Raw genomic sequence first — 24,907 nt, 5'->3', positions numbered from 1 at the left:
AGGTACAATAAGTACAATCTCGTAGCTTATATGATTTACCCTTATAAAAAGCTAAGAAAGAACTGTTGATTTTCTTTAAATATCTTAGAAAATTTTATGAAAATTACTGATTTAATCTAAAAAATATGCGCAATATTGTTATAATCATTTTAAATATTTTTAGTTGTCAAATGATTATAGAAGAAAATTACGCAAACAAACTATAAGTTTTACAAATTAAAACTTACTAGTCAAAAAAATTTATTTTGCATGATTTAACTAGAATTTGCATGATCATTTTGCAGGATTTGCATGGATAAAGGCGTATAAAACAAATAAGGCGCGCACATTGTATTACCAAAGCGCCCGCCTTAATTATTAAAAATAGTTTTTATTTATTTATAAACAAACCTAAATCGACCCAAATCTAACTAAAGCGCGGTACCGTGCTGATCGAGTCGCGGATTTTGCTTAGAGTTGCTAAAGCTAAAGAACAGTCCAAACACGCCCAAAGCAAACAACACTGCAACAGTTATAACAAGCACCATTGGCTGACTTGGCAGCCACATAATTACCAAGAACGCGAATGCAGAAAGCAAGAGAACAGCCCAAGAACACACGCCAATAACTTTGCGAACAGTATTCCAAGTATCATCTCCAGCCTTAGCTCGCTTAATATTACGAGTTAACTGTTCCTCTTGTTCTGTAACGCTAGAAGATGGCTTCCAACCGTCAACGCCGTTTTCTTGGAGCCTTCTTGAATGTTCTTGCAGATTGTATTCGTCAATCATTCCACCGCGACCGCGGCCATTCGTTTGATCGTATTGAGACGGGATTCCCCTACGACTCTGCCTGGCTTTTGCTCTACGCTCTTTGCGGTTTGCCATGATTGATTCCTTTCTGCATTGAATTTTCACACAATACGAATCATTTTAACGCATAACTAAGCCATTTTGGCACGCGTCAACAATTTTTTCGATTAATAAATCGTTTAATAAACGCCCTTTTCGAGTGGCAGCAATACGATTTTTGTTCAACACTGCCAAATCTTCTTTACACACTTCGATTAGCACTTTTTGCAAATAAGAATCGTCAAATTCGCAATTGGCTTTACGCATCTTTGTACACAATTCATCAATACTAAGCCCATCTCTAATGCGCAACCCAAGCATTACCTCTTCTATCAACGCATCCTCACTGTTTATACACTCGTAGTTTTGCCAAGGCACGTTTCCTGCATTAATCGCATGCGCCCAACGTTTTGGATGCAAAATATCCCAAGATCTAAGATTGTAAAACTTGCTTGAATCCGCCAAAAGAGCACAATCATCCATGCTTTGCTTGCTAATGCCGCTAACAGAATTGTAGTGAGAATGAGCCCCTGGGCCAATTCCTGCCCAATCAATGTTCTTCCAATATCCAAGATTATGTTGAGACTCAAAACCAGTGCGCGCCCAGTTAGAAATCTCATACCACTTTAAGCCAGCAGAATTAAAAAGACTATCTGCCAACTCGTATTTTGCAGCTTCATCATCGTCATCTGGCGCGTGAATTGTGCCAGCAGCAATTTGGCGACCCATTTTTGTGCGCGGCTCTACTGTTAGCGCATACGCGGAAACGTGGTTAACGCCCAGGCTCAAAGCCATTTCTACCGACTTTCGCCAATCGTCTAGACTCTCCCCTGGAGCTCCATAAATCAAATCAACGCTTGAGCGCAAACCACAAGCATTCGCTGCTTTAACTCCGCGCTCTACGTTTTCTGGAGTATGCGTGCGGTCAAGCGTTTTTAGCACATGCGGCACAGCCGATTGCATTCCAAAAGATATTCGTGTAAATCCGCCTTCTGCAAGCGTCTCAATATAAGACTCATCTGCAGTGTCTGGATTTGCTTCTGTAGTTATTTCCGCGCCAGGCATAATGCCCCATAAGTTACGTATTTCTTGCAAAATTCGCACTAAATCTTGCGCTTTAAGAACAGTCGGAGTGCCGCCGCCAAAGAAAACAGATTGCGCTTTAGGCTCAAAAATCCCGTGAAATTCCTGCCACTTTTTTACAAGACGCATCTCTAGAATCGCAACATCCGCGTACCCTTCACGACTCGCACCTTCGCCCAAATCACGAGCAGTATACGTATTAAAATCGCAATAACCGCAGCGTCGCAAGCAAAACGGCACGTGCACGTAAACTTCAAAAGGCATGCTTTTAGTTTGCATAGCTGATTTATTTAATTCAGCATCCAACTCTAAACTCATCCTTCAGACTTTTGCGCTGCACGAATCTTATCTTTAGTGTCTCTATCGTTTGCGCCATCATCCGTAGCCAAAGCCGCAACAAACGCTTCTTGAGGAACTTCAACGTGTCCAAGCATCTTCATGCGCTTCTTACCAGCCTTTTGCTTTTCAAGAAGCTTGCGCTTACGAGTAATATCGCCGCCGTAGCATTTAGCGAGCACGTCTTTTCTAAGCGCACTAATCGTTTCGCGCGCAATAATACGCGAGCCAATTGCAGCCTGAATTGGAATCTCAAACTGTTGGCGAGGAATAAGTCCGCGAAGTTTCTTCGTCATCATAACGCCGTAAGAATAAGCCTTATCGCGATGCACGATGGCGCTAAAAGCGTCAACCTTATCTCCCTGAATAAGAATATCTACCTTAACAAGATCTGCAGCTTGCTCGCCATCTTCGTGGTAGTCAAGAGAAGCGTAGCCCTTTGTGCGGCTTTTAAGCTGATCGAAGAAGTCAAAAACGATTTCTGCAAGAGGAATCCTGTAGTGCATTTCCACGCGATCGGCACTAATGTATTCCATTGTGCCCATTTCCCCACGATGATCTTGGCACAAGTCCATAATCGCGCCAATAAAATCTTTTGGAGCAATAATGTCGGCAGCAACCATTGGCTCAATAATGCGCTTGATTTTGCCTTCTGGGAACTCGCTAGGATTAGTCACATGATGCTCGGTGCCGTCTTCGCTAGTAACATCGTAAGTTACGTTTGGAGCAGTTGAAATAAGATCTAATCCAAATTCTCGACTTAAGCGCTCGGAAACAATCTCCATGTGCAACAAACCTAAGAATCCGCAACGGAAACCAAATCCCAACGCAACCGACGTTTCTGGCTCGTAAATAAGAGCAGCATCGTTAAGTTTTAGCTTATCGAGAGCATCTCTTAGCTCTGGGAATTGCGCGTTATCGATTGGGAATAAGCCAGCGTAAACCATAGGCTTAGGGTCTCTGTAGCCTTCCAAAGGCTCGGATGCTGGATTTACGGCGCTAGTAATAGTGTCGCCAACTTTAGATTGGCTCACGTCTTTTGCGCCAGTAATTACGTAGCCGACTTCTCCCGCTCCAAGCGCCTTTGTTGGAGTCATATCTGGGCTAATAACGCCGATTTCAATAGGATCATGCGTCATGCCAATGCCCATCATATGCAATTTTTCACGCGATTTAAGCTCGCCATCAACCATACGAATATATGTGACGATTCCGCGATACGAATCGTAGACTGAATCAAAAATAAGCGCACGAGCAGCGCCATTAGGATTTCCACTAGGAGCTGGCACTTCCAGCACGATTTGGTCGAGAAGATCTTTTACACCTTCGCCAGTTTTCCCAGAAACACGCAAAACTTCATTAGGCTTGCAACCAATTAATCCAGCTATTTCTTCCGCATGCTTGTCTGGCTCCGCACTAGGCAAATCGATTTTGTTTAATACAGGAATAATCGTTAAATCATGTTCGATTGCCATATAAAGGTTGGAAAGCGTCTGCGCTTCAATACCTTGAGTGGCATCCACAAGCAAAACCGCACCCTCGCATGCTGCAAGCGCACGCGAAACTTCGTAAGTAAAATCAACGTGACCAGGAGTATCAATCATGCCAAGCGAGTACTCTTTACCGTCAAAAACCCAAGGAACTCGAACAGCTTGCGATTTAATAGTGATTCCGCGCTCTTGCTCAATATCCATGCGATCCAAGAAACGGTCTCGCATCTCACGTTCTGGCACAATTCCAGAAAGCTGCAAAATGCGATCCGCTACAGTAGACTTGCCGTGATCTATATGCGCAATAATGCAGAAGTTGCGTATCAACGATTGATCCGTAAATCCTGGCTGGTTATGCGGTGTAATCAAAGCAAATATCTCCTTTTAAGACACAATGAATATATAGTATAATGTGCATCAAGCACTGTAACTCATTAATGGTAGCAACTTGACTACCCTAGTCCAAGAAGATAAGAACAGCAAGTTATGCACTTAATTACATTTAATGCATGCAGTAAGCATTATGGTGATTAATATTCGTGAAAATTAGTGGTTTTATCCAAGAATCATGCTATGCTTACCCTTTGTATGTCCTTGATATAGCAAACGTCGTTTGGAGTAATAGTGGCAAACATTAAGTCGCAGAAAAAGCGCGTGCTCACCAATGAGAAGGCACACAAGCGTAACGTGGCAGTGAAGTCTGCTTTGAAGACTGCTATCCGCGCTACTCGTGAAGCCATCGCTGCTGGTGACAAGGCTGCAGCTGAAGCTGCATTCGCAGTGGCTGCTAAGAAGCTTGACAAGGCTGCAGGCCGTGGTGTGATTCATAAGAATCAGGCTGCAAACCGTAAGTCTGGTCTTGCTTTGGCAATCAACGCTCTTTAAAATAGTCGCATTAGATTGCGATCTTAATTAGAGTTTGAAAAATCTCCGTTATCATTTGTTTACATTTGGTAACGGAGATTTTCTGTATACTAGAACATTTTTATATAGAAAAACAAGAATCGTTCAAGAATAAATAAAGTAATATCAAACAGTAATATGCATTTTGAATTGAATATCACAATACTTTGGTGTATAAACAGCAGCACCAAAGGCTATTATTGAACCAAAAGAGTCCTTAACAATGGATTCAACTGCAAGAGATGGAGTTTTATCTTCAACCTGTAAAACTTTTGCCATGGTTCCACATAGTTGCTCAACATGAACAGACAAATCATTTTCACAAAGCTTTACAGCGTAATCGCTTTCTAGAAACTCTGCTAAAGATTTTTTCGTAAAATCATGAGTCAAAACTTTTGGAAATCTTGAAGCTTCAAGATAAACTACACTGTAATTAGACAAAACGTCATCAACGTACTTTAATCGTTTAACACAAATAAGATCAATTGACTCATCTAAACCAAGCTTATAAGCAGCAGATTCATCTTTAACTACATCATTTTGAATAACTTTGATTCGTATATGTTCTTTGCTTTCAGAATAATTCTGGTAAAAGCCTTGAACCTGGTCTGATATAACTTCACGGTTAACACTGTGAATAACATCTCTTGCTCTAAAAGTTCCTTTGCCTTGTATTCTTACAAGCAGACCTTCCAATATCAGATTATCAACTGCATGTCTAAGAGTAATTCGGCTAACGTTGTATTGCTTACACAATTCTACTTCTGGAGGAAGTTGTTCGTCTGGCTCCATTAAGTCAATGCGTTTCCTAAGATTGTCTCGCACGGCAATATATTTAGGTACACCTTCGGTCACAATCCACTCTCCAAATAGTAATTTTCTTTTAAAAGCTATTAAAAAAAAAATCTTAAAAAATGAAGCTTTTAAGAAAATTTTTACAAATTTGCTTTCAAAACACACAACAGTTACATAGTATCAGTATATTATGCCAATATACGATTAAGGCGTGCCTATACTACAAAAGGCTACAATCTTAAATTATTGATTAAAGTTGCTATTTAATCGCAAATTCAAGATCATAACCTTTTAGACTTATCGTTTCTATTTTTAATTGTGATTTAAGTTTAATTTCTACAATAACTCTTCACAATTGTATTAGTTTTCAATTGCATATTTGACTTTACTATTTTCTCTGCGCGTCAACAATATTGAAGACGCGTAGAAAAGAACATAAGATATTACAACTGCAATAATACTTACGATTTTGCCTCCTGCAACATTCGTGTAACCAAGAAAAACTCCAGTTACACCAAAATCAGCGTCTGAATAAGTGGAGTTTGCAGAACCAAGATTACCCAAAACAGGCAAAAGAAGTAACGGCAAGAATGTAATAACAATACCATTAACAAAACCGCCTACAACGCAGCCTCTTCTACCAGCTTGGCCGTTGCTAAATACGCCAGTAACACCACCAGCCATAAAGTGCGCAACAATTCCTGGAATAACAACTGTTGTGCCAGCCAAAGCCATAATAACCATTCCAACAATTCCGCCAGCAAAGCTTGCCAAGAATCCAATAAGAACAGCGTTTGGAGCAAAACCAAAAGTCATAGGAGCATCCAATGCTGGTTTAGCGTTTTTAACGAGTTTTTCGGATATTCCCTTAAATGCTGGAACAATCTCATCTAAAACAACCTGTACGCCTGCAAGAATAATGAAAACGCCTGCAGAGAACATTGCAGCCTTAAGAATAACAAACACAATAAAGTTTTGCCCATTAGATAAATGCGATTCAATATATTGCGGCCCCGCAAAAAGTGCTACAACAGCGTAGATAATTGCCATTGAAAGTGCAATGAGAACAGTTGTATCTTTTAAGAATCCAAGAGCAGCTGGGAACTTAATATCTTCAGTAGACTTAGACGGATGCTTTTTAGAAGCTGTAAGTTTTGCAATCAAAGTTCCAATAAGAACTCCACTACTCGTAGGATGTCCAAGTGCAACATCATCTTTGCCGGAGGCAGTGCGCATAAATGACTGAACCAATGCTGGAGAAATCGTAATAAGTAAACCTTGAGCGAATGATCCGAGAATAATAACGGTTAGAGTATTAAAACCTGCGACATTGAAGATTACTGCGAGCATACTTGCCATATAGAATGCAACGTGACCAGTTAAGTAAATGAACTTAAATCTAGATGTTATTGATAAAACAATGTTAACAATCATTCCAAAGAAGAAGATTAATGCTGCTTCTGATCCATACTTCATAAGAACTGTACCGATTATAGCTTCATTATTTGGTACTACGCCTTGAACATGGAACGCATATTGGAACATGCTCCCAAAAGGATTTAGTGCTTCAGTGACTACTCCAGATCCGGCTGCCAATACTAAGAAACCAATCATTGTACGAATAGAGCCTTGTACTATGTCGGAAATCTTTTTGCCTTGTACTGCAAGACCAATTAGAGAAATCATTGCAACTATTACAGATGGTTGTCTAAAAACATCTAGCAGTATAGACAGAACACCGTTCATAGTTCTCTCCTTATATATTTTTATTAATATGTGAGCTGATTTTGGCATGCATAATTTACAAAATTACAAGAGAGAAAATGTAATTAATGCCAAAAGTCTTTTGCCCAAACTTAACTTAGTGCAAGAAGCCATAATAATGGATAAGCCAAGACATAAATTTGTTATAATGTTATATTCAATTTTTGATGATTTTCGTATATATTTTAAATAAAATGAAAATTATTAAGCATAATTGCGATTTAATAGAAAATAATACAACAAAATCGCAAATAATCTGAAATTTACTAGCATTTCATTGCAGAATAACGTAAAAATATGTGAAAATAATCACAATAATTGCAATAAAAGACACACCCACAATGCAAAAATCACGCAAAAAGCCAGAAAAACACTACTCAATAATCCAAGCTAAACCAATCAAAACAGCCAAGAAAAGAAGATTCACAATTGTGTACATAAGCAAATAGCGACCCTTATTATGAGGATACTTATGCGTAATACTCTTGTATGAAATCAAAGATGCCATAGACGCAATAAGCGTTCCCATACCGCCAAGATTAGTACCAATAATAAGCATCTTCCACTGGTCGCAGAAGCCTGAAAGTAAGATAGTAGTTGGAACATTACTAATCATTTGACTAGAAACAACCGAAACTTCCATAGGATGAGAGCCAACCCACATTTGTGCAATCTCGGTAAATCCTGGGACCCTACGCATGTTTCCAATAAAAATAAAGAACATTATAAATGTAAGAGGCAAAGCCCAGTCTAGAGCGCGGAACACATGCGAATCGCAAATAATAAAGGCAATAACAACTGCCAAAACCATAATCCAGTCTGGAATCCAGCCAGCTACTCCACACAAGCACAAAACAAATAAAAGACTATAAACAATAACTCGCCATTGAGTAAAACCAACACCGTAACCCATAACGCGAATCTCATCTGGTTTAGGTGATTTAGAGTGCGGAGCCAAGACACTTTGTTCAATGTCATCTCCATGCAAGCCCTCAAATTGATCGACTTTTCTAGAGCTAAAGAACACAAACGCAAACGCAATCATAAGAATCGCAGCAGTAAGCGTGTACGGAGCCATAATGGAAAGAAATCCACCAGTAGACATTCTAGTAAGCGCTTTAAGATACAAATTGTGCGCATTGCCAATAGGAGTTAGCATACTTCCAACGTTTGCACCAATCGTCATTAAAGTCACAACAAGAATTGCGTGCTTTTCTGCATTCGCCATCATCAAAACAGAAATCGCAAAAGGAACAAAAGTTACAAGTGCAACATCATTAGTTATAAGCATCGCTGAGAAAAACGTTAGAGACATAAGAACCAGAACTAATCCGCGCTCAGTCCTAACTCTTCTAAGAAGATTCGCGCCAATGCTTCTAAAAACGCCTATTCGTTGGAATCCGCAAACAACCATCATTAAGCAAACAAGTTGAGAAATAGTGTTTACGTGAATGTAGCTAAAATATTGCGCATCTGGTGGAACGAAAAAGCAAGAAATAACAGCTAAAACGGCGGCCACAATAAGGATGGTTTCACACTTGACCAAATTCAGAAGCCAGCGCCTCATCGTTCCTCCGTGACAAAAATACACAACTCGTTCAATTGTATAAGAAACCCAATCCAAAGGGGCAAAAATTCCCGACAAAATCGTTGAAATAACAAGGCATATTGTCTTAAAAGAGCTTTAGTTTTGCCACAAAGCGAATAGGCAAAAATCCGCCCATTTTTATGACACGCGCAAAATGGGCGCATGTCGTAGAAGACTATATTATAAATGGAAAAGAAGTCTTGAAGTTTAAGCTTAAAGGCTGAAACAACTTAAAGCAAAAGCGAGAAGCGCAATTATGGCAAACGAAGAATTGCAGAAAACAAAACAAAACAATCATAAAAGAAACACAGCGGATTTGGTTGTAGAATGCCTTGTAAATGAAGGCGTTGAAGTTGTTTTTGGAATCCCAGGCGAAGAAAATATTCCGCTTTTAGAAGCAATTGAACGAAATGGAAACATACGCTTTGTGCTTACTCGCCACGAGCAAGGTGCAGGTTTTATGGCCGCAACTTATGCTCATATTACGGGAAAGCCAGGCGTGTGCTTAGCAACGCTTGGACCTGGAGCATTAAATCTTACTCTTCCAGTGGCTCAGGCAAACGCAAGCACGACCCCGCTTGTTGCAATATGCGCTCAAGGAAACGTATCTCGTCTTTATAAAGAATCCCACCAAATCATTGATTTGGTGTCATTGTTCCAACCGATTACTCAGTGGTCTTCGATGATGTTAGCTCCAAGCACTGCTCCAGAAATGGTTCGTAAAGCTTTCTCAATCGCTCAAAGAAAGCGTCCAGGAGCAACCTGCCTTGTAATCCCAGAAGACATTAGCGAAATGAGCGTTCCAGAAAACGCAAAGCCACTTCCACTTCCAAGACCTCTGCACATCCTTCCCGCTCCAGATACTATTGACGAAGCTGCTAAAATCATTAGCCAAGCAAAAACGCCGATTATTCTTGCAGGAAACGGAGTTGCACGAAGCCATGCTCAAGATCAGCTACGCGCTTTTGCAGAACAGCTTAATGTTCCAGTTGCAACAACATTTGAAGGCAAAGGCGTGTTCCCAGATAATCACCCTAATGCTCTTGGCGTAGTCGGATTCATGCATAGGGATTATGAGAATTTTGCTTTCGATACAGCAGATTTGATTATTGCTGTTGGATTCTCTATACAACAGTTTGACCCTAAGAAGATTAATCCAAATATTGACAAGACTATTATTCACATAAACACATTTGTTGAAGACACAGACGCACACTACCCTACTGCCCTAAACATTATGGCAGATATTGGTCAGACTCTTAAAACTCTTACAAATGTTCTTAAGGATAGAAACATTACTTTTGATGTAACTCACCCAAAGATTCGTCAAATGATTACAGACGAGCTACGTTCGTTTGAAAACGATAACAGTATTCCTATGAAACCACAGCGTGTTGTATACGACACTAGGCGCGCTGTTCCAGAAGGAACCAAGGTTCTTGTAGATACGGGCGCTTTAAAAATGTGGATGGCAAGGCTTTACCCAACAATGCATCCAAATACGTGCATTATAGACAACAGCCTTTCTACAATGGCTTGGACTTTGCCTGGAGCTGTTGGAGCATCGTTTATTAAAGATAATAGTGGAAAAATCAACACAAAGCCTGTTCTTGCTGTTATGGGCGACGGCAGCTTTATGATGAATGTTCAAGAGATTGAAACCGCTGTTCGCGTGGGTTCTAGAATGGTTGTTCTAGTTTGGGAAGACAACGCTTACGGATTGATTAAGTGGAAGATGGACTTACACGCTGGAGAACACGAATACGTTGATTTTACTAATCCAAATGTTCCAAAATTGGCAGAAAGCTTTGGAGCTAGAGGCCATGTTGTACAAAAGCCAGAAGACTTATACAACATGCTTAAAGAAGCTTTGGAACAAGAAAGCGGCGTTGACGTTATAGCTTGCCCAGTGGATTATAGCGAAAACATGAAGCTTATTGAAAAGCTTGGAGACATTGATTTTGGCAACTAGGTTGATTGTGACAACTAGAGTGCTAATTGCATAAGAAGAATCTCCGCACTTGCATTAATTCAGTTATCATCTGCCAATTTAAAGATAGTTAAAGGTAGTTTTCTGAAGAATAAATGCAATGCGGAGATTTTTATAATACTTTTACGACACGGTTTAAATATTTAATTTTCCTCCTTTGCTTTATCATCGTAGCGTCTGCCAATAAGAGCTGCTCCTAACGCACCAAAGAACACTTCTTGATTTGCAATCACTACACGATCTGGTATTTTTAGTGAGGACAAAAATGACGATTTTTGTTCAAGTCTACAAATGTATTCTTTTACGCCTTGTAATAAAATTGCTCCTGTTTTACTCACTCCTCCACCAATAACAATAATCTCTGGATCAAAAGTAACTGTAATAATCTGTAGTGCACTAACTAAGGTGGAAATGAACTTATTCCATACTTTTTCAGCTTCTTTATTTTTAGCAGAAACATTGCGCAGCAAAGACGCAATAGGATACTCATTCTTTGCTGGCCAAAGTTTAGATAAACCAGTTCCAGAGATTATTGTTTCTACACATCCACGCTGTCCACATGGGCAATCCCTGCCCTGCGTATCAGCAACTATATGACCTATTTCTCCAGCCACACCAGTGGAGCCGTGGAAAATAGAGCCATTAATGATAATTCCCGCAGAAACTCCAGTACCTAAATTCAAAAACACTAAACTACTAGAATCAGAACCATAATAATTATATGCACCGAATGCTGCAGCATTAACATCATTATCTATTACAGAATTCAATCCAAAACGTTTACGTATTTCAGTCTTAAAATCTATACTATGAGATCCCAAATTTACTGATTCAGATACTTGCCCAGTATGTTGATTAACTAAACCAGGCACACCAATTCCTATAGTGAATTTAGTATCATTGCCATATTTTAGGATAATTTGATTAATCACTTCAGAAATAAGCTTGCACACTTCATCGACAATCTCTACTTCACCTTGCTTGGTAGAAACTTGAGAATGCGCAATCAGTTCATTATTAGTATTGAAAGCTGCACATAATACTTTTGTTCCACCTACATCTACCCCTATGCTTATACGCGACGGTGTGCTGTGCGTCATAATAAACTCCTTAGAAAAATACTTCTGCTTTGAAGTTGAACCCTATTAAACCAATTAAGTACAATTATTGCACTAAAAGATAAAAATGCAAGACTATCTAATATATTTAATAAAAACATTGAAAAATAAAGGAATCTATAGCCCTAATATTTCATATATAAAAAATAAAATTAGAAAATATTTTACAAAAACATGTTTTAGTATATATTCCAAACTATATATTTATCTGATAGAATATCATGTATAAAACAATGGGCATTAAAAGTGGAACGACGACATGAGCATAAAAACAATAGCGAAGCCAATGATTAATCAATTAATGACAGTGTCTCAAAAAACCATACCTGCCGACGCAAGAATAAATAACAGAATGCTAATATTCAACTATTTATTCCCAAAACAAATACTTTCTAGAGCTATGCTCGTAAGAAAAACAAAATTATCAAAAGCATCTATTTCAACCGTCGTGTACGAAATGCTTGAAGACCACATATTAGTAGAAAGTGGTCAAGAGTCAAAAATAGAAAGAGGTAAAAAAGGTACACTACTCGAAGTAGACGCAAACTATTGGAACATTATAACTATAGATCTTTCACAACCTTGTCTCATACAAGGCGCTGTTGTTAATCTGTGCGGAGATATATTAAAAAGATCGGAAATATCGTTATATAAAAGCACAGATGCGAACTGTGAAAAAATCATAGAAGTTTGCAAAACTCTAATAAATAATTCAAATAATCACATACTAGGAATAGGAATTGCTGTACCTGGGATCGTAGACGATGAAGGAAGAGTAGTTCGCTCATCGAATCTTCAGTGGGAAAATATAAACATTAAAGAAGAGTTGATTAAGCATTTTAATTGTCCAATTATCGTTGATCATGACACGAATAGCGCATTACTAGCCGAAAGATTCTTCGGCAACGGCGTACCAAATACAATATTTATACAGTTATCGTTAGGTGTTGGCGCATCAATATTAATAAATGATGCTATTATCACTGGAATAAATAATTCTGCAGGAGAAATTGGTCATATTACAGTAGATCCGCAAGGACCAGATTGTTCATGCGGCAAAAAAGGATGTTTAGAAACATATATTTCCGCGGAAACACTGCATAGAAAAATGTTTACATCAAATAGAAAACCAGAAGATATATTAGCAGAGGCAGGTAATTATTTAGGAAAAGCTCTCACAACAACAATTAATCTTTTAGACCTAACAGACGTGGTAATTTATGGACCATCCGACATTGTAAATAAGGTATTTATAAGCTCTACAGAAAAAGCAATACAAGAATATGGTCCATACAGTCCAAAACATCCTTGTACAGTAAGAAGATGCACTTGCAACAATGACATAACTCTTATAGGAGAATGTATATCAGTAATTCAAAATAGAATCATGAATCTCTAAGATATAAAAAGCAAAGAAGCAATCAACAAAAAATTAATGTAAAAACTAGTAGCAAAGAAGCACAAAATGAAAATCGACAATTCAAATACCGAAATAATACCTTCACCACAAAACATATCAATATACGCAAAAGATACTATTACGCTTCCACAATCAAGTCATATTAGTTTCATAAATATTAAACCAGACTTAAGAATAACTACAGCAGCAAAACAGCTATGTGAAGATTTGAAAAACAATCACAATTGCAACTGGAGCATTAGCTACTCAGAAGGATATAAAAGCGCTATATCGGCAGCTATTAACAAAAATCTACGTATTCAAGAATATAAAATTTCATCTAAAATCTCGACCAATCAAACACTTATAAGCATAGAAGCTGGGAGCATAGCGAGTATATGCTTTGCAATACAAACTATAAGACAACTAATTATGCAATATGGTCTAATACTGCCATCATTACAAATTCAAGACTTTCCAGAAATACCTGTAAGAGCATATTCTTATGATGTTTCAAGAGGAAGAGTGCCAAAACTTTCATGGTTAAAAACTTTAGTAGACCAGTTAAGTCTATACAAATATAATCAACTTCAACTATACGTAGAACATGTTATCGATTTAGATGACACAATTGAATCCTGGATTGGACATTCACCATTAACTTGTAGTGAGATTATCGATCTAGATGAATACTGCTATGCAAGAGGAATAGAACTCGTTCCAACACTTGCAACTTTTGGACACATGTATGAAATACTAAGAAGTAACTCATATAAACAGCTTGGTGAATTCCCAGAACAATCAGAAAGACCCTTCAGTTTTGTTGAAAGAATGATGCATCATACTCTAAATCCCACTAATCCTAACACTATACCGTTTATATCTAAAAGGATTAAAGATTATGCATCACTATTTAAATCTAATAAGTTTAATATTGGCGCCGATGAGACCTTTGACCTTGGATGCGGTGAAAGTAAAAATGTTGCTGAAAAAATAGGAGTGGCAAATCTTTATTTGTCCTATATTAAAAAGCTATGTGAAAAATTACACGAATTAGATTTGCAGCCAATAATGTATGCTGATATTGCAATAAAACACCCAGAGTTATTAGCTGATATTCCAAAAAATGTTATTTTTGCAAATTGGGATTACTCGGCAAACGTGAATGAAAACAATATAAAACTAATAAAAAGTCAGAATCGCGATCAATACGTATGCCCTGGCACACAATCTTGGAATAGGCTTATACCAGATTTTGACTCTGCTATAAGTAACATATCCAAAACATGTGAATATGGGCACAAAAATCATGTATTAGGATTTTTGTTAACTGATTGGGGAGATTATGGACATATAAACGATCCAATACTCTCACTTCCGTATGTAATAATATCATCGGAATATGCTTGGAAATCTAATAATATTGCAAAAAAAGATTTAATAAACAAGGTAAGTAATGTATTTGCTAACAGAACAAACTCAAACTTACTTAACATTATTAAACAAGCGTCTCATGCACAAGCATTCAGCTGGTCTGACGCTGTACAATTCAAAGAACTTGAATACAATAACGAAAATATAGCAAACGAGGATGTACTATTTTCATTAGGATATCCAAAAAACACTTCCCTAGAACAAGCAAGAAGACGATTCTTAAATGAAAGAGAAGCACAAATATTAAATGCTAAAGAATATAATCGCACTCTATCAGAATGCTCAAAGAGCATCTACGATATAAATGCTTGCAGCGAAAATATAAACTGTGAAAATATAAACAAAGATTTTATAAGCACTAGCATTTTAAACATTCAAGGTCAACAACTGCTCAACCAATTAGGGTTGTACATACTAAACCAGAGATTTACTCTAGCTGAAGCAAAATCTTTTAAAACAAATTTGAACGAATGGTTCACACAATATCAAAATCGTTGGGAATCAATAGGTAAAACGGCAGACTTGTACAGGATACGAGAAGTATTGGATTGGTATATAAAAATACTAGGGATGTGAGAAAAGTATATATTTAGAAAGAATATTGAAACAATAGTTACTTTACTCTGTAGATTACGAAATTGTTCCAAAATCAACGTGTTGTAGAATTATCTTTTGTACAACAACGTACTGTCTCGCAAAACTAAACGTGGTGTGAGAATCTTTCTATCACCTTTAACATTCTCACCATCTATAACTTTTAACAACAAATTTGCCACTTTTGAACCATATTCGCTAGCATCTCGTTGAACAGAAGTTATAGAAGGATATGAAGATTCGCATATAAAACTATCCTCAAAGCTTACTATAGCAGGCAATTTATATGGATAATATCTATGATCGTACAGAGTGTTCTCTTCATAATCTCGCTTTATTAAATACTCCGTCATAGCTTTCAAACTTGCTATGGCTAAAATCTCAGTCTCATAAATAAACGCAGTAGGAGGATCTTCTTGATTCAATAAATCCATAGTTATCCTAGCAGCATTTTCTGGCTTAAACCCAGTATATTCAACGCATATCTTATCAAGATTTTTTTCTGCAGCAAACATTTGGAACGACTTCTGCCTATCTTTACTGTACATAAGCGAGGAGTCTCCAGATATATAAGCTATACGTTTATGTCCTGACTCTAATAAATTATCGAGAATACACCCCATAACTTGCGAATCATCAATCGAAAGCGACAACAACCAATCACTGTCTACTGGACCTCCAGCAAGCACTGCAAAAAGACCAAGTTCTTTCAATCTAGCTGGACGAGGATCATTATCTTGCAGATTTACAAGAATAACACCATCCACACGTTTTCTAGATGCCCAATCCTCATATGTTGCCAATTCTTCCTTCATAGAAGAGCATGGCTGATACAATAATCCATACCGTCTTTTACTTAATGAGGCTTGTGCCCCTGCCATAAAATGAAGCATAAAAGATTCATCTTTTAACTCATCATAAGATCTAGTCGGAGCAAATCCAATAGTCATTGTGCGAGAAGAACCCAAAGCTTGAGCAGCATAGACTGGTCTCCAACCCAACTTCATTGCAGCTTCATTAACTTTCTTTTTAGTCTCAGCAGACACACCAGGCTTGTCATTAATAGCAAAAGACACAGCCGTCTGCGAAATGCCAAGCTCAGAAGCAATGTCTTTCAAACTAATGCGAAGCTGTTTCTGCTTTGAATGCTCACAACAACAGTTGGAATCAGAGTCCATAACTTATCTCCAATTATTTAACTACAATGATGCAGTAAGACATAAATCACATACACGCAAAGTATACAAAAATAAGCAGAACCGAAATTTTATGGGCTCTAGCCTTATTCTATAGTATTTGCACTAAAGGACAGTAATATACTAGTCAAAATGCAACTGAAATAAATAAAGCTTACAAATTTTCTTCAATAGATGAATCTGATACAGCAGTATAGAATCTACAAGAATATGTTTTATCCTCTTTAAGTAACGTATCTATACCTAGAGCAGACAGCTTATCTTTATCCTCAGAAATCTTTGACGTAATAATCGTTGGTCTTAAACCTTGCATCTGAGATTTCATCCACAAATCGCATATTGAACCTCCTGGACCACAAGAACTACGATTCGTTGGATTACCATCACAATCAACTGGAACAACAATGGCAACATTCTTATTCTTAACATTGTCGATACAAGAATAATTCTTATATTCAGCAGCAAATTCCGAAATTATATTTCCAGCTGGTTTTATCTTCCCGCTTTCATCAAAGAGACCGAGAGAGTGTTCAAACTCAGGAAAATCAGACATACTCTTAGGAACATCATGCGAACACCACCATGTTATTCCCCACATACTTCGGCAATCTAAAGCATATTCTATACTCTTTCTGCAAAAATCAGGTACAGAATCATGGTCTAACACGTTTTCTGGAGCTCCTATTTCTTGCAACCAAACCCTTCTATTCGCGTTCATCGCAAAAGCTTGTGCAAGCTCCGACAAATATAGACCATAAGATGCACATTCTTCGCTAGTAGATCCATAACCCTGCGCCATTCCATTAAAAATCCATGAATGAACAACAGTCATATCTCCCTTATTAGCTAACTGCATAGGAGTAAATGGATGATTATTAATGAACCAAGTACCATCATTAACACTGCATAATGATATTCTTCCATTTTGCTTAGCCGAAAAAAGCAATGTATCAAGCCAAGTATCAATCTGAGCAGAAGTTGCATTCATTTTTGTAGGATGAGGATCATCAGATAACTGATTAACTTCATTGCCAAGCGTCAAACCTTTAAACGCACTCTCCTCTGCAAGCTCATCATTTACTGCGCGAATAAGGTTACATTCAGCATTTACTGCCTCGGGATCTACAAACATATTTCCAGAATGCCAAGTAACTATCCAAGAAGGCAAAAAATCAAAGCTAGATAAATGACCTTGCAAAATATCAACATAAACATCTAAACCATTATCGCCAGCTATATGCACCATTTTGCGTAAATCGTCAAGAGCTTTACGATTAATCCACGTTCGATTAGGCTGCATATATGGCCATATTGGAAAAATTCTCACATGATCTAAGCCGAGAGAACTAATTTGCTTAAAATCACTACTAATAGATTCCCAATTCGGATTAAGCCAAGCATGAAACCAATCATGTGAAGGCGTGTAATTTACTCCAAATCTCATTGCCAATTATCCTTTTTTACTAACAACAACATTGTTGTAAGTCATTACTGACTTAAACTGATGTTATAAATTGATTCAATAACGAACAAATTATCCTTTAATTCCACCCTGTTCAAGACCACGGAAGAAGTACTTCTGGAAGCAGCAGAACATTATTATTATTGGAATAAGTGAAACTAATGCACCAGCTGCAATAAGTCTTGGATCTTGAATAAACATACCTTTTAATCTATTCATTCCCAAAGTAAGTGTGTACTGCTTCTCATCCGAAATCACTATTAACGGCCACAAGAAGTCATTCCAAGATCCAACGAATGCAAAAATACCAATAACTGTCATAGTTCCTTTAACTTGAGGAACACAAATATATAAGAATCTCTGCCACAAATTAGCACCGTCTACCATAGCTGATTCTTCTAATTCTTTAGGAATTGATTTAAATGCATTAGTCATCAACAGAATATTTATTGCACCACACAACCCTGGTAGAGCAACAGCAAGCAACGTATTCTGCAAATTCATATTACGTATAATGATGAACTGCGAAATCATAACACCTTCAAGAGGTATAACCATAGTCCCAATAAATATGGAATATACCAGACTACGCCCTTTCCACTTAAGACGTCCAAGTGCATATCCTGCCATTGTGGAAAAAATTACGTTACCTGCGATAGATATAACAGCAACAATCAAAGTGTTAATAATATACCTAAAAACTGGTACTTGCTTAAACACAGACCGATAATTATCCAATGTTGGTGTCTTTGGTATTAAATACGGAGGAACAGCATAAACGTTATCTCCCCTTCCTTTAAAGGAAAGAGATAATTCCCAAACAAATGGACCAACAAGAAGCAAGAACATCAAAATCAATACGACGTATTGAAACGTTTTAACAATAGTTACCCTTGTAGAATGTCGTTGTTTCATTAACGTTCGCCTCGCTTTTCAATAAACCTTTGAATAATTATGAAGGTACTAACAATTACAAGAACAACTAAAGATATAGCGCTTGCATAACCAGTACGAGCATATATTCCAGTACCTTCGCGCTTAATTAACATGGACATTGTTATATCCATTCCACCAGGACCAGCTGTTCCATTGGTCAACACATAGACTTCATTGAACACGCGAAATGCGGAAATCGTTGAAAGCATAGTAATTAACCACATCGTTCCGCGTACCCCTGGCATAGTAACTGAAATAAATTTACGTATTGCTCCAGCACCATCAAGATCTGCAGCTTCATACAAAGATTTATTAATATTTGCCAGCGCAGTCAAATAAATTACCATGTAATAGCCTAAACCTAACCATATAGTAACAAACATTGAGCTAAATAAAATTCCCCAACGATCAGTCAAAAATGGTATTGAGCTATCTATTATATGTGCTGCTTTCAAAACCGAGTTCACTAATCCACTAGAATCTAAGAGATTCGTCCAAATCATACCAACTACTACGGCAGACATTACAACTGGCATGTAGAATGATGTTCTGAAAAATCCCATAATACGTGAATTTCCTTTTACCAGATTCGCAAGAATCAAAGGAAGAATAACCATAAAAGGAACCACGCATACTACATACAACGATGAGTTAATTAATGCAGTTACGAAATATTCGTCCTTAAATAATCTGACAAAATTATCTAAACCCACAAAATGCCCATCGCTTAATAAAGTAGCATTAGTAAAAGCAAGCTTAAAAGTATGCAACGCCGCAATTATTATGAATACAAAAACAATACAAAATGCTGGGAGAACAAACAAATATGGAGCTAAAATCTTAAAAATACTTCTCTTTCTACCAGCATTGCTAGTTTTATCTATTTTATGACATTGCTTTTTTACCAATTCGCCTAATTTCTGCAATGTCCTAGGTGAGTCAGAGTTGAAATTCGACTCTGACTCACCATTGGCGAAGAGTTTCTTATTACTCAACGCTGTAGCCTTTCGGTAGCAAACTTAGCAGCCTTGTCAAGCGCTTCTTTTGCGGTTTGCTTGCCTTGCATAGCTAAAGCTGCCTGAGCTTGAAGGTTGCCATAACCATTAGCATCTGTAAATTCTGCTGGTCGAGAAGAATATCCTCTCCTAACCTGATCAAGAGTAATCTTAAGAGCTTTACCTTCAAGAGTGTGGTCATCTAAGCTACTGAAGTATGGATCATCAAGCCCGCCCTTTGCAGATGGGAACACAGCAGCCTTCTTATCAAAATCAACCTGATTCTTAACGTTGGTAACGAAACGTGCAAAATCAATAGCCTCATCTGGATACTTAGACTTTGAACTAATTCCAAGGAGTTCGAAAGAAAGCGAAGCAGAAATACCATCGTTAGTGATACGAGGACCAACGTCCAACTTAGGATACAAGTCAGGAGCATTCTTCTTAAATCCATCAGCAGAGTATGCAGAACCACCCATAGTAACTAAGTTACCTCTCTGGAAGAAATCAGCTTGCTGACTCCAAGAAGAGTTCAAAGCCTCAGGCGGGATAGCACCTTCTTTGTACAAATCAACAAAGTTCTGCAATTGCTTTACCCCAGCTTTACTGTTGAAAATATACTTGGTGTGATCTTTATTCAAAATTTGTGCACCAGCAGTGACATAATCTTCAGTATTGCTGCCCATTGTTGTACCAAGGTAAACACCTTTGCAAGTGGCTGCAACTTTCTTTCCTGCAGCAAAGTATTCATCCCAAGTAGTAGGAATCTTCTTAGAATCTAGACCACATTTTTGCATTAACTCAGTATTCCAATATGTTGGACCATCGTTAACGTACCATGGAACTCCGTAAGAACCTTCTTCAATACCATTTCCTTTAAGTACTGAGGATTTCCATGCACCTTCATAATACTTTTTCTTCAATTCAGGTGCTTTCTTGGAAAGATTAATTAAAGCACCAGCTTTTGCTAAGCCATAAAGAATAGAGCTTGGACCATCAACAATATCTGGAAGTTCCCCGGCTGCAGCCTGAGTTGAGAGTTTATCCTCATAACCATCAGATGGCTGATCAGCCCATTTAATCTTTACATTAGGATGGGATTTCTCATACTCGGAAATAAGAGAGGTAAAGTATGGAGTATACTTTTCGTTTTTAAGATTCCATGTTTGGAAAGTAATCTCTTTTACTCCATTGGCATTATTCGCGCTTCCACATGCTGTTGCAGCAAGGGCCATGGAGACACAGCCTACAATGGCAGCGATTTTCTTCATTGAAAACATACATTTTTCCTTTCTATGAATAAACTCAATCTTCAAGTAAAAGACACTAAGATACACCTTAAAAAAGGGATATCCACACCTCAGCTTCGAGATTTTAATTAGAAGTACTCTATTCAAGACTTAGCGTAAATCAAATTATCACCAGCTTAACTAAAGCGCTTTAGTTATTAAAGTAACACACCTCCTTTAACAATTCAATATTTTTATAAAAGATTTATATATTAATCAGAATCATATGATTGTGTGACAAACAGAATCCACCATTTGCCACACAATCATAATCACAAAATAATTACATAGACATGTAATTATCCACCTATACCACCAATCCCAATAAATACGAACTACTATAAGTACTAATCACAATGAATACGAATAGTACACAGCTGGAACGGCTTAAGCGACACATGCCATGAATTGTCCTCAAAATACAAACCATGATTCATGCCATGCATTTTAGGCTCTTCCATAAGGTCAACCTCCTGCAATTGGCAGTTAGAAATATCTTTCGAGAGACTTATATCACCATATGCACATCCACCAGATGCTTCATAAAACCGAGCAATAATATCTCCAGAACAATCATCAGCCAGCTTAATCCAATCGATTACAATAGAGCCACTGACATTCAACAACGAAATAATAGATGAAATATCAGGCAACTCATGTATAACAGGCGAATTAAGTCTAGAAGATTGCTCAAGAACACTATCAACATCAGCATCTGCAACCACAGACCAAGCAAATTCATGTGAACCCTGATCAGTATGCGGATCTGGATACAAAGGAGACGAGAGCAAAGATAGACGAACCATAGTTCCATTGGACGATAGCATATCATCTTTGCAGATTGGACTCACATCAGAACCATAAGTTGACGAATTCACAACAGCCAAAGAATAGGACGAGTCAGAAACACGTACGAAACGGTGAGTGCAACTTTCAAATTTCGCATCATCGCTACGAGTATTTTTTGCTATTGGTCGTTCAACCAAGCCATACTGGCACTCATACTGGGCTTTCATACTACACACAGATAATGGGAGATCAACTTTCAGGAACTGCTCAGACGTACGCCATTCAACATTTGCCTTAAAATCAACATTCTTCGAATCTGGTTGCAAAGTAATAGCGGTATGAATCACAACAGAACCATGACGAGCAACAGTTTGTACAATAGCTCCACCAGTTTCCAGATGACTTACAGATTCAATTGACGAGTCATCAATAGGAGAACTAGTCAAAAATGCATCACGCTGAATATCCCACGCATCCCAATGGAATGGTTGATCCTTCAAAAGCTCATAACGCCCCATTCTAGAGCCGCTAGGAATAAGTTCGCGGTTTAACGCAATATCCTTAATAGAAGTTATAGTCCCATCAGTCTGAACAGTAATATGCAATCTGTTATTAACTAATTCTACAATCCCATCATCACCCTGATGAATTTCCGTCTCTTTCGCTTTTAATTGTTCATGCGATTCAGCACTAGAAAGTGACCATAAACCTTTTCTAGAACTATCATACGTAAGTATTTTCGCATTTCGAAGCAACTTCATCGTAGGGTTAACATCATGTATTGCATTGACTAAACCATCTATAAGCTCATGTAACCTAGCAATATCTCTCTGATATTCCTCTCTAGCTTGACGACAAACCCATGCAATAGCAGAACCTGGAAGAATATCATGGAACTGGTTCAATAATAAAGTCTTCCAAATTCTAGTAAGCTCATCGTTATTGAAACGATATTCTGGCGCATACACTCGAGCTAAAACAACAAGATATTCAGCCACACGCAACAATGATTCCTCCATGCGGCAATAACGCTTCATATCTTGCTGAGAAGTAAGAGTTTTCCTGTGCAACTCTAAATACAGCTCACCCTTGAATACTGGTGTATCACCATTTGAATCATCAACAATATCTTCGCGTATTTTTTCAAACAACTCATCAGGAGTGCCGAAATCAATTCTAGGAGCACCCTCTAGATTACGATCGCGCCTAATACGAGCAGTCATTTCACGAGTAGGTCCGCCACCACCGTCACCAAAACCGTACAACAATATTGCATGATCAGATAAATCTTTATCCAAGAAATTGCGCTGAGAATAAATCAACTCATGCATGCTCACAGGAGAACAATATGTATCAGATGGCGGGAAATGAGTTAAAATCCTAGACCCGTCCACTCCCTCCCAAAGGAAGGAATGATGAGGGAATTTAGTGGTATCATTCCAGGAAATCTTTTGAGTTAAAAACCAATCAAAACCAGCGCGACGAGCGAGTTGAGGCCATGCACCAGTATAACCAAAACTGTCTGGAAGCCAAATTCCATGCGGCTCAACACCAAGATGCTCTTTAAAATAACGCTTACCAAAAGTCATTTGGCGAATCAAAGATTCACCGCACGGCATCATACCATCGGACTCAACCCACATACCTCCAACAGGTATAAAACGTCCTTCCTTAATCCTATTTTTCATACTCTCAAACAAATCAGGATGTTCGTTTTCCAGCCACTCATATTGTTGAGCAGAACTCATAGCATAAGTGAAATCAGGATCCTCATCCATAAGAGCTAAAACGTTAGATACTGTGCGTGCAACTTTCCTGTGCGTCTCGCGCACAGGCCACAACCATGCTGAGTCAATATGAGCATGTCCAACAGCAATATGCCTTAGAGAACTTGCCGCCGCGGGCTGACTTAATACATTAGACAACATATTACGAGCATTTTGAACAGTAGAAGAATCATGTTCATCATATGCATTTAAGGAGCGCTGTAAAGCTTTAGCTAGTTTCCAGTAACGCGGATTATCATCATTCAATTCTCGCATCAAAGAACTTACAGTCTCAAGATCCATATAATAATCAAAAATATTACGATTAAAAACGGTAACGTCAACATATTTCAACATATATTGGCATTCTGTATTTCCAGTCGCACACTCACCTAAATCAGTAGGAGAAAATGGAGTAGGTCCTTCAACATATGGATTTGATGCCGCTTCCATGTATAGAATAAAATTACCATCGTCATCCAGATCGATATTACTAGTCCCATCTGAATCAATTAATGGAATCCAAGAATTACGAGGATTAGCAGTCTTTATAGCGGTACCGTCTGCACGATACACCAATCCTTCTGATTGAAAACCAGGGCCACGCGAAGAAAGCCATCCAAGATCAACATTTAGCTCAACTTTGCGACCCTTTACCTTTGAAAGATCAATCGACCCTGATATCTCAAACCACGTTGTGCCCCAAGTTGTTCCCCAAACACCAGGAACGTTAAATGGAGTAAAATCGATCAATCCAGACTTCACTTGTTTAATAAAAGAGTCAGCAGGAATAGGCTCTCCTGGAATATCATAAGAACGCAAATTACAATGCGATACAACAGAATGAATGTATGGCTTTACTCGCTGCTGCATTACACGATTACAACGATCCAGCTGCTGCTTTGGCAATAAGAACATTGGCAACCTCTCCTTCGAAGTTTACGACAATTAGTGCGTTTATTGATTATTATGTTTTATTTATAAATCATAATAATCTAAAGCGCTTTAGTTTGTTCACATTGCATCATTGTACACCTTTGGACTTATCGGCGTGTCTTCAAACATACCAATGAATTTTAGAAATTAACTACTATTTTCTTTTCTATTTTCCAACAATGAACTAAACTGGTTTAGTACACCAATGAAGGTA

At 38.0% G+C, this 24,907-nt stretch carries 17 protein-coding genes; 4 read left to right on the top strand and 13 right to left on the bottom strand.

The window, feature by feature from the left end; genetic code table 11:
• Positions 1-410: 410 nt before the first annotated feature.
• Genes HXT55_RS03420 through lepA form a run of 3 tightly spaced genes read right to left on the bottom strand, consistent with a single transcriptional unit; the run spans position 411 to position 4,108 of the window.
• Positions 411-866: a tripartite tricarboxylate transporter TctB family protein gene (locus HXT55_RS03420; protein WP_004117747.1), complete on the bottom strand. Its 456-nt coding sequence runs from the start codon at positions 864-866 to the stop codon at positions 411-413.
• A gap of 45 nt (positions 867-911) precedes the next feature.
• Positions 912-2,231 (bottom strand): radical SAM family heme chaperone HemW, encoded by a 1,320-nt coding sequence (gene hemW / locus HXT55_RS03415; RefSeq protein WP_004117745.1) that lies wholly within the window; start codon positions 2,229-2,231, stop codon positions 912-914.
• Entirely contained in the window at positions 2,228-4,108 is a 1,881-nt protein-coding gene (lepA, locus tag HXT55_RS03410; RefSeq protein ID WP_004120758.1) for a translation elongation factor 4, read from the bottom strand. Before lepA ends, hemW begins: the two co-directional genes overlap by 4 nt.
• 255 nt (positions 4,109-4,363) lie before the next feature.
• Here lepA and rpsT point away from each other — a divergent pair, with 255 nt between their 5' ends.
• A complete protein-coding gene (rpsT, locus tag HXT55_RS03405; RefSeq protein WP_004113577.1) occupies positions 4,364-4,624 on the top strand; it encodes a 30S ribosomal protein S20 in 261 nt (86 codons plus the stop codon).
• 144 nt (positions 4,625-4,768) lie between these two features.
• Here rpsT and HXT55_RS03400 read toward each other — a convergent pair whose 3' ends face one another.
• From HXT55_RS03400 to HXT55_RS03390, 3 genes are all read right to left on the bottom strand, one after another.
• Entirely contained in the window at positions 4,769-5,497 is a 729-nt protein-coding gene (locus tag HXT55_RS03400; RefSeq protein ID WP_004114987.1) for a GntR family transcriptional regulator, read from the bottom strand.
• A 300-nt stretch (positions 5,498-5,797) separates the two neighbouring features.
• Positions 5,798-7,183, bottom strand: coding sequence for a PTS ascorbate transporter subunit IIC (locus HXT55_RS03395; protein ID WP_004113572.1), 1,386 nt, complete (start codon positions 7,181-7,183; stop codon positions 5,798-5,800).
• 391 nt (positions 7,184-7,574) lie between these two features.
• Positions 7,575-8,768: an SLC13 family permease gene (locus HXT55_RS03390; RefSeq protein WP_004113569.1), complete on the bottom strand. Its 1,194-nt coding sequence runs from the start codon at positions 8,766-8,768 to the stop codon at positions 7,575-7,577.
• Between the two features lie 277 nt (positions 8,769-9,045).
• Here HXT55_RS03390 and HXT55_RS03385 point away from each other — a divergent pair, with 277 nt between their 5' ends.
• Entirely contained in the window at positions 9,046-10,761 is a 1,716-nt protein-coding gene (locus HXT55_RS03385) for an acetolactate synthase large subunit (protein ID WP_004117736.1), read from the top strand.
• A 161-nt stretch (positions 10,762-10,922) separates the two neighbouring features.
• On the opposite strand, the gene HXT55_RS03380 is transcribed toward HXT55_RS03385, so the two are convergent.
• On the bottom strand, positions 10,923-11,879 hold the full coding sequence (locus tag HXT55_RS03380) for an ROK family protein (RefSeq protein WP_004113565.1): 957 nt from the start codon (positions 11,877-11,879) through the stop codon (positions 10,923-10,925).
• Positions 11,880-12,156: 277 nt separating this feature from the next.
• Here HXT55_RS03380 and HXT55_RS03375 point away from each other — a divergent pair, with 277 nt between their 5' ends.
• Positions 12,157-13,296, top strand: a complete 1,140-nt coding sequence (locus HXT55_RS03375; protein ID WP_004114978.1) for an ROK family protein — start codon at positions 12,157-12,159, stop codon at positions 13,294-13,296.
• A gap of 66 nt (positions 13,297-13,362) precedes the next feature.
• A complete protein-coding gene (locus HXT55_RS03370) occupies positions 13,363-15,306 on the top strand; it encodes a beta-N-acetylhexosaminidase (RefSeq protein ID WP_421792482.1) in 1,944 nt (647 codons plus the stop codon).
• A gap of 89 nt (positions 15,307-15,395) precedes the next feature.
• Here the strand turns inward: HXT55_RS03370 and HXT55_RS03365 are convergent, their stop codons facing one another.
• The 6 genes from HXT55_RS03365 to HXT55_RS03340 form a co-directional block, all read right to left on the bottom strand.
• A complete protein-coding gene (locus HXT55_RS03365; protein WP_004138026.1) occupies positions 15,396-16,502 on the bottom strand; it encodes a LacI family DNA-binding transcriptional regulator in 1,107 nt (368 codons plus the stop codon).
• A gap of 172 nt (positions 16,503-16,674) precedes the next feature.
• Positions 16,675-17,964, bottom strand: coding sequence for a glycoside hydrolase 5 family protein (locus tag HXT55_RS03360; RefSeq protein WP_004114973.1), 1,290 nt, complete (start codon positions 17,962-17,964; stop codon positions 16,675-16,677).
• A 90-nt stretch (positions 17,965-18,054) separates the two neighbouring features.
• Positions 18,055-18,897 carry a carbohydrate ABC transporter permease gene (locus tag HXT55_RS03355; protein WP_004114971.1) on the bottom strand — a complete coding sequence of 281 codons (843 nt, stop codon included), beginning with the start codon at positions 18,895-18,897 and terminating at the stop codon, positions 18,055-18,057.
• Positions 18,897-19,913: a carbohydrate ABC transporter permease gene (locus HXT55_RS03350; RefSeq protein ID WP_004114968.1), complete on the bottom strand. Its 1,017-nt coding sequence runs from the start codon at positions 19,911-19,913 to the stop codon at positions 18,897-18,899. The genes HXT55_RS03355 and HXT55_RS03350 overlap by 1 nt, the downstream gene beginning before the upstream one ends.
• Positions 19,910-21,193: an ABC transporter substrate-binding protein gene (locus HXT55_RS03345; protein WP_004120793.1), complete on the bottom strand. Its 1,284-nt coding sequence runs from the start codon at positions 21,191-21,193 to the stop codon at positions 19,910-19,912. Before HXT55_RS03345 ends, HXT55_RS03350 begins: the two co-directional genes overlap by 4 nt.
• A gap of 356 nt (positions 21,194-21,549) precedes the next feature.
• Positions 21,550-24,675, bottom strand: coding sequence for an alpha-mannosidase (locus HXT55_RS03340; RefSeq protein ID WP_004138074.1), 3,126 nt, complete (start codon positions 24,673-24,675; stop codon positions 21,550-21,552).
• Positions 24,676-24,907: the final 232 nt, after the last annotated feature.

It is taken from the genome of Gardnerella sp. KA00718 (assembly GCF_049244285.1).
GTDB classification, from domain to species: domain Bacteria; phylum Actinomycetota; class Actinomycetes; order Actinomycetales; family Bifidobacteriaceae; genus Bifidobacterium; species Bifidobacterium vaginale.
Note: the sequence above shows the minus strand (reverse complement) of the source record. Positions and strands in the feature narration are given on the sequence as shown.